Origin of the sequence: Pseudomonas sp. zbq_18 (assembly GCF_043102245.1) — a bacterium.
GTDB lineage: Bacteria > Pseudomonadota > Gammaproteobacteria > Pseudomonadales > Pseudomonadaceae > Aquipseudomonas.
Genome location: NZ_JBICIT010000018.1, coordinates 158,418 through 168,760 on the forward strand (window position 1 = coordinate 158,418; position 10,343 = coordinate 168,760).

The following is a 10,343-nucleotide window of genomic DNA, read 5'->3' on the forward strand; positions in this document are numbered from 1 at the left end:
CGCCCCCAGCCCAGGGACGTTACAACTTTCATATAGAACAAGAATTAAATATGAAGACTGTAACCATAAGCCCCACCACCCCTCCGGCCCTCATCTATATATCCAGAACTCGCTACACCTACCTGGGCCGCACGCAACTGCGCATTCGCAACTTCCACTCGGGTGCCGCCTCACTGGTCACCAGCCTGGAAGGCAGCATCAAGTTCCAAACGGCAGACGACAGCCGCTGGGTCAGCGTCAAGAGCATGCTGATTCCGGCGGGCGCGCGCATCAGCATCGACAACCGGAATGCGGTCATCTCCTCTTGTTACCTGGACGCCGCACAGCCCGACTTCCTGACCCTGAAACGACAGATGCGCGCGTCGCACGGCGGGGTCTACTACCATCACGCCGACGAACAGCGCCTCATCGACAATCTGCTCAATTTGCGCGAAGACGCCCCCAGCCTTGGCGAAGCAGAGCAGCGCGTCGCGTCGATCATTTATCAGGGGGCAAGTGCCGAGAGCATGCCTATCGACCCGCGCGTTCGTCACGTTGTCGAACGCATCAGATGTACCGCGGCACAAAACATCTCGGTCAGCTCGCTGGCCGAGGAGGTTGGCCTTTCCGAATCCGGCCTGATCCGTCTCTTCAGCCAGCAGGTAGGCGCACCACTGCGCAAGCACCGGCTCTGGTATCGGCTCATCGACTTCATCATCCTGGCCTTGGCAGGAATGCCGAACAGCGCGGCCATCAAGGCCGCCGGCTTTACCGATGCCGCCCACCTGTCACGTTGCTACAGCGGTTTCTTCGGTGTGAATTTCTCCTACGCCTTTTCGAAGAGCACTCACGTGCGCTACATCTTCGCGGATACCCCAGCGCCCACGCTCCAAACCGCTGTACCCGTGGAGGTCTGCAAGGCAATGTAAGCGGGTGGAAATAACTGGCGAGCCCGCTCAGGCCAGCGGGTTAAAGTAACGGTTTGAAACAGTGCAGAAGTCCCCGATGAACCTTCACTGGTCCTGCAAACACCACAAGCAGCTGAGCAAGGAAGAACTGTACGCCCTGCTGGCCCTGCGTACCCGCGTCTTCGTGGTGGAGCAGAATTGCCCCTATCTGGAAGTGGACGGCCAGGATCTGCAGGGTGATACCTGCCACCTCATGGCCTGGCACGCCGACGAACTGCTGGCCTACCTGCGCCTGCTCGACCCAAGGTTTCAGGCCGGCGAGGTGGTGATCGGCCGCGTGGTGATCGCCCCGCATGCGCGTGGCATCGGCCTGGGGCACCAGCTCATGGAGCGGGCCCTGCAAACCTGCACCGAGCGCTGGCCGGGGCTGTCTATCTATCTGTCGGCCCAAGCTCACCTGCGCCAGTACTACGCGCACTATGGTTTTCTGCCCGTTACCGAGGTCTATCTGGAAGACGGCATCCCGCATATCGGCATGCGCCGCCCCTGAGCATTCAGTGGGCGAGTGAAGACTCCTCAGGCAGTGTGATCAGCCCGGGCGGGAGGTCGGAGCCAGGTAACCAGCGCCGGTAAATCAGGGCGAAGCTGCCGTCGGCCTTCATCGAATCCAGCGCCTGCTGCCACTGCGCAATCAGGCGGTCATCGGTTGCCGGCGAGAAAGCAATGTAGGCCTCGCTGCGCAAAAAGCCATAAAGCGGCTCGACCTCCTCAAGACGCAAACCACCGAGAGCCAGAAGGCTCTCCAGCGTGACATTGTCGGCGACGACCACCGGCACCCGGCGATGACGCAGCATATCCATCATCTGCTGCGGCCCACTCACTGCATAAAGATTGTTCAGGCCGCGCGCGCGCAACTCCTGATAGCTGTACCACTGCCGCGGCACGGCAATGCTGCCCAACTTGCCGGCCTGCTCCAGACTCTCGACGCGGATGCCTGAGCCCTTCAGGGCATAGAAGCTGGTGATCACCACGGCCACCGGACCGACCCACTTGAACAACTTCTCGCGCTCGGCGGTGCGCATGGTCACGAACACGCCGTTACCCGCCTCGCCTTGTGCCTCGCGGTAGGCCCGCGCCCAGGGCACCAGATGAATGCGCGCCCCATCTCCCGTACGCGCCAGCAGCTCGCGCACCAGATCGACAGCCATGCCTGTCGGCCGTCCTTCGCGCGCGAAGTTCATCGGCGGGTATTCCTCGGTATAGAGCTGCAGCGTGTCACCCTGCGACACGCCTGACAGGCAGAAAGCGAAGAGGCATCCCAGCCAACGCCAACGCGCGCCATGCATTGCCATGCACCTCATCTTGCCGTACTGCAGGCAGTCTAGTTCGCGACGACTCTCGAGACGACTGTTAACCTGCACGCTCATCCCCTGCCGATACAGCCATGAACAAACTCCTGCTCCAGCAACAGGTCTGCGATCGCCTCGAAGCCGATCTGGCCAGCCTGATCGCTGCCGCCGAGGCCGCTCACCAGGCCGCTACCCACGAAGAAAGCAAGGCGGAGAACAAGTACGACACCCGCGGCCTGGAAGCCTCTTATCTAGCCGCTGGGCAGTCGCGCCGGGTAGCCGAGATACGCCGCGCACTGGCCGCGTGGCGCGCCATGCAGCTACGCGCCTATGACGACGAAAACGGCATTCAGCTCGGCGCGCTGGTCTGCCTGCAAGGCACTGACGGGCGGCGCCAGCGCCTTTTGCTGGGACCGGACGGCGCCGGCCTCAAGCTGCACGATGCGCAGGGCGAGATCCTGCTGATCAGCCCGCACGCGCCACTCGGCCAACAGTTGCTGGGCCAGGGCCCTGGCGACTGGGTGCAGGTCGGCCAGGTGCGCTGGCAGGTGCTGCAGGTAGAGTGAGCCGCAGACGTTGCGCCTAGGGCACGCTGACCTGCAAAGGCTCTGCCAGGCGGCGCAGCGCACCGTTGTCGACCAGTTGCTGAAACACCTCATCGAAACGCTGGCGCAACTGAACATGGGCGGCATCGCGCGGAAAAGCAAAGTAGCCGCGCTGCACATCGATCAAAGGCGACAACTCACGCACGCTCACCTGCTGCTTCAGCGCTACCAGGTGAGGCAGGGTATTGCGCTGATTGCTGGCCAGCAGTTCGATACGCCCGGCCATCAGCATCCGCAGGCCGTTCTCGACACTTTCTACAGGAATGGGCTGCAACCATTCTCGGGCCGCCTCGAACTGACCGCCGTAGACCCAGCCGCGCACTACGGCCACGCGTCGTCCCTGCAGATCGGCGTAGTTGCCGTTCCAGGCAACATCAACGTCACTGCGCGCGTAGAACAGGATGCGGTCCTGATAGAAAGGCTTGGCGGCAAAGGCAAAACGCAGCTCACGCTCAGGGGTGCGATAAGGGCCTACCAGGATATCCGCTTCACCCCGCTCCACCATGTGTTGGGCGCGTGCCCAGGGATGAAGTTCGAAGTGCAACTCGCTGCGCAGCGATCCCGCCATCGACTCCAGTACGGCCGGCCCAAGACCGGTGAAACGACCATCCGCGCTCTGCTCGTAAATGCGAGGGAAATAGGTACCCACCACCTGCAACTCGCGCGCCGTGACTTGGAAGGCAAACAGGCAACTGAGCAACGCACAGACAACCCGCGCAGCATGCAGGGGAAGACGGATCAACCTGTGACGCCCCGCCAGCTTCATGCTCAAGAGACACCCTCGCAAGACCTGGAAAGCAAGGCGACCCACAACCTCGGAACTTCGAGCAGATTGCTCCCCATGCGGCTTGTCTCCAGACACGATTGACGACGGTGGCCGCATTAACCTTAGCCGTGACGGCTGCATCTGGCGACCGCAGTTGCCCACAGCAGACGGGGATGAGTCTGTGGATAAGGCGGGGATAGCGGACTGCAGGCCAGGCGCTCAGCGGGCTGCATACACCTGCTCAGTAAACGCGCAGTCGCTGGCCTCAGGTCAGCTCGCGCCAGGTCAGGTACAGACGCAGATCGAACTCCAGTTGGTGATAGTCGGGCAGCATGTGCTGGCACAGCTTGTAGAAGGCCTTGTTGTGCTCGCTTTCCTTCAGGTGCGCCAGCTCGTGGACGACAATCATGTTGAGGAACTCCGGCGCTGCCTCGCGGAACAGGCTGGCCACCCGAATCTCCTTCTTCGCCTTGAGCTTGCCGCCTTGTACCCGCGATACGGCGGTGTGCAGACCAAGAGCCCGGTGAGTCAGGTCGAGACGATTGTCGTAGAGAACCTTGTCGATGGCAGGCGCGCTGCGCAGGAACTCCTGCTTGAGCTCAAGCACATAGCCGTAGAGTGCCTTGTCGCTTTGCACCTGATGGCGCTGTGGATAACGTGCGGCCAGGTAATCGCCCAGGCGATTTTCCGCCACCATCTGCATCACCTGCTGCTGCAGGTTCGCCGGGTAGCCTTGAAGGTATTTGAAGGGAGTACTCATGCGCGCCAGTGTAACCGCCGGGGCGCCGATGGCGCATGACCCTGGCCGATGGGCTCAGGCAACCGCCACGCGATCATCACCCAGCAGGTAGGCATCGAACCCCAGCTGGTTGAGCAGGTGCACCGCCAGCTCGCTGCGAATTCCGCCTTCCGGCGTCACCACATAACAGATGGAACGGTCGAGCACCGCCGCCTGGGTACGCAGGCTCGCCACCGGCAGGCTGAGGCTCTCCGGCAGATGACCTAAGCGGTATTCCGCAGCCAGTCGCACATCCAGCAGCAGGTGCTTGCGCTGCTCGCGCTGCTGCCAGCGCTGCAGATCCTGCGTACTGATGCGTGGAATCAGTGTCGGGCGTACCAGCTCGACGAAATCGTCACGGTGCAGACGCGCCAGCTCGCCGTCCTCCAGCATGGTCACGCTGGCTGAGCGCACGGCACCACTGATCAGCGCTTCCTCACCAAAGAAGTCGCCCCGCTCCAGTACCAATGCCGGTTGTTCACGACTGGCAGAGGGCAGCCCAACCTGCACCCGCCCGTGCTTGATCACGAAGAAGTGCTCACCCGGTTCGCCGTAGCGCACCACCGTCGTCCCGGCATGGCATTCAACGTATTCGAAACGGGCTAGCAAAGCATGCAGGTGCGAGGGCGGCAGGCGGCCAAACAGGGGGGTCGCCAGCAGACGGGTCAGCCAGTCGTCTTCAGCCTGTTCCTCCTGTCGATCCGTCAGGCTGCTGACTTCATAGGCCGCCTCCTGGCTCCAGCTCAACAACCGCTCCAGCAGCTGATGCTCGACGGCGAACAGGCAGACATCGGTGATGGCGCGAACCGTGACGGGATTGCTCGGCCCCGGATTCAATGGCAAGTGCGCCTCGGGCGAGCCACCTTCAAGCGCACGCTTGCCTGTGCCATCCTCGACACTGACCTTGCCGGCCAGCAGATAATACTGCGCCAGGGAGCGCTCCCCCCTGCGCAGCAGCGGCGTCCCCGCCGGGCGCTGCAGATAGTTGAGGCTGGCATGCAGCTGCTGCCGGTAGTGCGGGGTCAGGAAATCCATCGGACTGAAGCCACTCAACTGCTCGCAGGTCAGCCTGGAGAGTTCGTTAGGCATAGCAAGCACCTCCGCAATGAAACGCAACCCTGCGCACAGTGGGCGCTCCATTGCCAAGGATGTATTAACGATAGCGCCAGGCCAGCATCCCGGCACTGACATTGGTCGGATCGCCTAGCCCGCTGAATAACGCATTGCCATTCAAAGCGTTGCGCACAGAAACCGGGGATGAATCTGTGGATAACCGCGGGAGCAAACACGCCAGCCCAGAGAGCCCGCGAGCTGCACGGCCCCGCTCAGTTTTCGCTCAGCGCTGCGGGCAAACCCGTACTGCACTGTCCAGCAGCAGCGAACAGGGCTGATCGGCCAGGTAGCTGCGGTAGACCCGCAGCAACTGCTCGGGGGTGTAACGACAGGATTGCCGCCTGCACTCGGCGCTGAACGCGAAGCGACCGTCGACCGGCTCGGCCAGGTGAATGCGAATCGCAGGCCAGTCGCTCGGCGCAGCCTCCGCCGGCGTGAACAACAGGCGCTCGCGTCGCCGTACCAGGTCGCCACCAGCTGCGGCATAGTCGAAGACGAACAATAAAGTGCGCGAAACCTTGGTCGTGCACTCGGCGCGCGTGATGCAGTGCTGCGGATCACTCGGCACGACGACAGGAGTGCTCCCCTCCTCGATCGGCGCCTGGCCGGCACAGCCGGCCAACAGCAGTACCGCACCTAGCGCCAGGCTACGTGACGACATATCTATCTCCCCAATACGAGAAAGCCCCGCGGAGCGGGGCTTTCGGTGCAACAGGTCGCTTAGTTGACCTTGGCGGCCAGCTCGCCACTGGCGTAACGCTGGTACATGCCCTCCAGGGAGATCGGCTTGATCTTCGAGGCATTGCCGGCGGTGCCGAAGGCTTCATAGCGGGCGATGCAGATGTCGCGCATGGCAACGATGGTCTTGGCGAAGAACTTGCGCGGGTCGAACTCGCTCGGGTGCTCGGCCATCATGCGGCGGATGGCGCCGGTGGAGGCCAGGCGCAGGTCGGTGTCGATGTTGACCTTGCGCACGCCGTGCTTGATGCCCTCGACGATCTCCTCGACTGGCACGCCGTAGGTTTCCTTGATGTCGCCGCCAAACTCGTTGATGACCTTCAGCCACTCCTGCGGCACCGAGGAGGAGCCGTGCATCACCAGGTGGGTGTTGGGGATGCGCTTGTGGATTTCCTTGATGCGCTCGATGGAGAGCACGTCGCCGGTCGGCGGTTTGGTGAACTTGTAGGCGCCGTGGCTGGTGCCGATGGCAATCGCCAGGGCATCGACCTGAGTGGCCTTGACGAAGGCCGCGGCCTCTTCCGGGTCGGTCAGCAGCTGGCTGTGGTCCAGCACGCCTTCGGCGCCAACGCCGTCTTCTTCACCGGCCATGCCGGTTTCCAGGCTGCCCAGGCAGCCCAGTTCGCCTTCCACGGACACGCCGCAGGCATGGGCGAAGGCCACGGTCTGCTGGGTGACGCGCACGTTGTAGTCGTAGTCGGCCGGGGTCTTGCCGTCTTCCTTCAGCGAGCCGTCCATCATCACCGAGCTGAAACCCAGCTGGATCGAACGCTGGCACACGTCCGGGCTGGTGCCATGGTCCTGGTGCATGCACACCGGGATGTGCGGGAATTCTTCGATGGCGGCGAGGATCAGGTGGCGCAGGAAGGGCGCACCGGCGTATTTGCGCGCGCCGGCGGAAGCCTGGACGATCACCGGGGAATCGGTCTTGTCGGCCGCTTCCATGATCGCGCGCATCTGCTCGAGGTTGTTGACGTTGAAAGCTGGTACGCCGTAGCCGAACTCGGCGGCGTGGTCCAGCATCTGACGCATGCTGATCAGTGCCATGTGTTCCTGTCTCCCGGAAAAAGGGTCGTTAATCGTGCAGCCTGCCCCACGGGCGGCCTGGTTCAAGTTCTCCGGAAGGTACGGCTTCGCCCGCTTCCGGTGCGCGCGGCCAGTTGGCCACGCGGTGTTGCAAAATCCTCGCCGCTCAGCGCGCCTTGCAGTTGCGCCCGACGATCTGCTCATTGCCGACCCGGTAGACCAGCCCTTCCTCACCCTTGGTGTGGAAGGCCAGTAGCGGATCGCTGTACAGCTCCCCCGAGCCCGCAGGCTGGCGCTTGAGGCGGTGGGCGATATCGCTGCCGCCCAGACGCAGGTCGATGGCCTCTTCGCCCGCCGGGCGCCACAACACTTCGGTGTGATTGTCGCAAACCCAGCGGGTCCACTGATCATGGGCGACGGGCTGATCGGCGCACGCCGATAGCCACAGCGGCGCAGTGAGCAACCCAACAAGCCACAAGCCTTTCATTCGCTCTCCTCAATCGCAACGCTGGCTGGGCATGCCGCCATTGGCGCCGCCGCCCTGCCCGTCCATGCGCTCCGCGCCCTGGCTACTCGGCGTTTCAATCTGCGCGGGGCTGAAGACCCTGCAAGCCTTTTCGCGGGCATCACCCGCGCAACCCGCCAACAGCACAGCGACAACCCCCAGCAGCATCCACCTGGTCATGGCCTTACTCCTTGCACGAGAAATCGGACAACCCGATCTGCCCAGGGTTTAACCGGGGCAGTACCGAGGCTCGTCTTTCACCCTAGCAGGACAAGACCGGCAACGCGCTGCATCAGGCCTTGGCGCGCGCTTCCAGCACTTCCACCGCCGGCAGCACCTTGCCCTCGACGAACTCGAGGAAAGCACCACCGCCAGTGGAGATGTAGGAAATCTGCTCGCCCACGCCGTACTTGTCGATCGCCGCCAGAGTGTCGCCACCACCGGCGATGGAGAAGGCCGGGCTCTCGGCGATGGCCTGGGCCAGCGCCTTGGTGCCGTTGCCGAACTGGTCGAACTCGAACACGCCGACCGGGCCGTTCCACAGAATGGTCTGTGAGGCCTTGAGCATCTCGGCGAACTGCGCGGCGGTCTGCGGGCCGATATCCAGGATCATGTCATCCTCGGCAACGTCCTTGACTGCCTTGACGGTGGCCTCGGCGTCTTCGGCGAAAGCCTTGGCGACCACCACATCGACCGGCAGCGGCACGCTGACCTTGGAAGCTATGGCCTTGGCGGTGTCGACCAGATCGGCTTCGTACAGCGACTTGCCCACCGGCAGGCCGGCAGCGGCGAGGAAAGTGTTGGCGATACCGCCGCCGACGATCAGCGAGTCGCAGATGTCGGCCAGCGAGTTGAGCACGTCGAGCTTGGTCGACACCTTGGAACCGGCGACGATCGCCAGCATCGGGCGGGCCGGCTTGTCCAGGGCCTTGCCCAGGGCTTCCAGCTCGGCGGCCAGCAGCGGGCCGGCCGCAGCGACCTTGGCGAACTTGGCAACGCCGTGGGTCGAGCCCTCGGCACGGTGGGCGGTGCCGAAGGCGTCCATCACGAACACGTCGCACAGGGCGGCGTACTGCTGGGCCAACTCGTCAGCGTTTTTCTTCTCGCCCTTGTTGAAGCGCACGTTCTCGAACAGCACGAGCTCGCCGGCCTTGACCTCGACACCGCCGAGGTAGTCCTTGACCAGCGGCACGTCGCGACCCAGGGCCTTGGACAGGTAGGCGGCGACCGGCGCCAGGCTGTTCTCTTCGCTGAACTCGCCCTCGGTCGGACGCCCCAGGTGCGAGCAGACCATCACTGCCGCGCCCTTCTCCAGGGCCAGCTTGATGGTTGGCAGCGCAGCGAGGATGCGCGCATCGCTCTTCACCACGCCGTCCTTCACCGGCACGTTGAGGTCTTCGCGGATCAGCACGCGCTTACCGGCGAGGTCGAGATCGGTCATCTTCAGAACGGTCATGGTCAGTCCTTCACGGGGGCTGGTTACTTGGAGGAATTGGCGGCGGCGAGGAAATGTTCCGCGACGTCGAGCATGCGGTTGGCGAAGCCCCATTCGTTGTCGAACCAGGCCAGCAGGTTGACTAGGCGCGGGCCGGAAACCCGGGTCTGGCTGCCGTCGACGATGGCCGAATGGGCGTCGTGATTGAAATCGCAGCTGGCGTGGGGCAGCTCGGTGTAGGCCAGCAGGCCCTTGAGCGGGCCGGCTTCGGCGGCCTGGCGCAACAGCGTATTGATCTCGGCTGCGCTGGTGTCGCGTGCCACCTGCAGGGTGATGTCCAGGCAGGAGACGTTGACCGTCGGCACGCGGATGGCCTTGGCCTGCACCCGCCCGGACAGCTCTGGCAGCAGACGCTCGATACCGCGCGCCAGGCCGGTGGACACCGGGATCACCGACTGGAAGGCCGAGCGCGTGCGGCGCAGGTCTTCGTGGTGGTAGGCGTCGATCACCGGCTGGTCGTTCATCGCCGAGTGAATGGTGGTGATGGAAACGTACTCCAGCCCCACCGCCTCGTTGAGCAGTTTCAACAGCGGCACCGCGCAATTGGTGGTGCAGGAGGCGTTGGACACCAGTTTTTCGGCACCGGACAGGCGCTGCTGGTTGACGCCGAACACCACCGTGGCGTCGACATCCGCCTCGCCGGCCATCGGCTGGGAGAACAGCACCCGCGGCGCACCGGCAGCGAGGAAGCGTTCGCCATCGGCGCGGCTGTGGTAGACGCCGGAGCACTCCAGCAGCAGGTCGATGCCCAGGCCGGCCCAGTCGATGGCCTCCGGTTCGCTCTGGCGCAGCACCTTCACGCAGTCGCCATTGATGTGCAGGCAGTCACCGTCGACCTGCACCTGGCCGGGGAAGCGGCCGTGGGTAGAGTCGAAACGGGTCAGGTATTCGATGCTGGCCTGATCGGCCAGGTCGTTCAACGCGACGATCTCGAAGCCCGCCGCGGCGCCACGCTCATGCAAGGCGCGCAGCACGCAGCGACCGATACGGCCGTATCCGTTCAGGGCGACTTTGTAGGGGCGGGCGTTGGGCATGGGTTCTCTCGGCGTCTGCGGTGTGCCCCCTCTCCCATTCATGGGAG

At 63.7% G+C, this 10,343-nt stretch carries 13 protein-coding genes; 3 read left to right on the forward strand and 10 right to left on the reverse strand.

What is annotated here, in order from left to right; translation table 11 throughout:
- Positions 1-50 precede the first annotated feature (50 nt).
- Together ACF8C6_RS15285 and ACF8C6_RS15290 are read left to right on the forward strand one after the other, a co-directional pair.
- Positions 51-908, forward strand: coding sequence for a helix-turn-helix domain-containing protein (locus ACF8C6_RS15285; protein WP_392500070.1), 858 nt, complete (start codon positions 51-53; stop codon positions 906-908).
- 76 nt (positions 909-984) lie between these two features.
- Positions 985-1,437, forward strand: a complete 453-nt coding sequence (locus ACF8C6_RS15290; RefSeq protein ID WP_392500071.1) for a GNAT family N-acetyltransferase — start codon at positions 985-987, stop codon at positions 1,435-1,437.
- Positions 1,438-1,441: 4 nt separating this feature from the next.
- On the opposite strand, the gene ACF8C6_RS15295 is transcribed toward ACF8C6_RS15290, so the two are convergent.
- Complete coding sequence (locus ACF8C6_RS15295; RefSeq protein WP_392500072.1) at positions 1,442-2,239, reverse strand: substrate-binding periplasmic protein; 798 nt, start codon at positions 2,237-2,239, stop codon at positions 1,442-1,444.
- A gap of 92 nt (positions 2,240-2,331) precedes the next feature.
- Here ACF8C6_RS15295 and ACF8C6_RS15300 point away from each other — a divergent pair, with 92 nt between their 5' ends.
- Positions 2,332-2,802: a transcription elongation factor GreAB gene (locus ACF8C6_RS15300; protein WP_392500073.1), complete on the forward strand. Its 471-nt coding sequence runs from the start codon at positions 2,332-2,334 to the stop codon at positions 2,800-2,802.
- Positions 2,803-2,818: 16 nt separating this feature from the next.
- Here the strand turns inward: ACF8C6_RS15300 and ACF8C6_RS15305 are convergent, their stop codons facing one another.
- The 9 genes from ACF8C6_RS15305 to epd all read right to left on the reverse strand — a co-directional run bounded on the left by ACF8C6_RS15305 (position 2,819) and on the right by epd (position 10,296).
- Entirely contained in the window at positions 2,819-3,607 is a 789-nt protein-coding gene (locus ACF8C6_RS15305) for a substrate-binding periplasmic protein (protein ID WP_392500083.1), read from the reverse strand.
- A 265-nt stretch (positions 3,608-3,872) separates the two neighbouring features.
- Positions 3,873-4,367, reverse strand: a complete 495-nt coding sequence (locus ACF8C6_RS15310) for a YgjP-like metallopeptidase domain-containing protein (protein WP_392500074.1) — start codon at positions 4,365-4,367, stop codon at positions 3,873-3,875.
- A gap of 54 nt (positions 4,368-4,421) precedes the next feature.
- Entirely contained in the window at positions 4,422-5,474 is a 1,053-nt protein-coding gene (locus tag ACF8C6_RS15315) for a cyclic nucleotide-binding domain-containing protein (RefSeq protein WP_392500075.1), read from the reverse strand.
- A 247-nt stretch (positions 5,475-5,721) separates the two neighbouring features.
- A complete protein-coding gene (locus tag ACF8C6_RS15320; protein ID WP_392500076.1) occupies positions 5,722-6,159 on the reverse strand; it encodes a hypothetical protein in 438 nt (145 codons plus the stop codon).
- A 59-nt stretch (positions 6,160-6,218) separates the two neighbouring features.
- Positions 6,219-7,283, reverse strand: a complete 1,065-nt coding sequence (gene fba, locus ACF8C6_RS15325) for a class II fructose-bisphosphate aldolase (protein ID WP_021698963.1) — start codon at positions 7,281-7,283, stop codon at positions 6,219-6,221.
- 145 nt (positions 7,284-7,428) lie between these two features.
- Complete coding sequence (locus tag ACF8C6_RS15330) at positions 7,429-7,749, reverse strand: MliC family protein (RefSeq protein WP_392500077.1); 321 nt, start codon at positions 7,747-7,749, stop codon at positions 7,429-7,431.
- A 9-nt stretch (positions 7,750-7,758) separates the two neighbouring features.
- Positions 7,759-7,947, reverse strand: a complete 189-nt coding sequence (locus ACF8C6_RS15335; RefSeq protein WP_392500078.1) for a hypothetical protein — start codon at positions 7,945-7,947, stop codon at positions 7,759-7,761.
- 112 nt (positions 7,948-8,059) lie between these two features.
- The gene (locus ACF8C6_RS15340; protein WP_392500079.1) at positions 8,060-9,223 is read right to left on the reverse strand and encodes a phosphoglycerate kinase; all 1,164 of its coding nucleotides are present in this window, start codon (positions 9,221-9,223) and stop codon (positions 8,060-8,062) included.
- A 23-nt stretch (positions 9,224-9,246) separates the two neighbouring features.
- Positions 9,247-10,296 carry an erythrose-4-phosphate dehydrogenase gene (gene epd, locus ACF8C6_RS15345; RefSeq protein ID WP_392500084.1) on the reverse strand — a complete coding sequence of 350 codons (1,050 nt, stop codon included), beginning with the start codon at positions 10,294-10,296 and terminating at the stop codon, positions 9,247-9,249.
- Positions 10,297-10,343 lie beyond the last annotated feature (47 nt).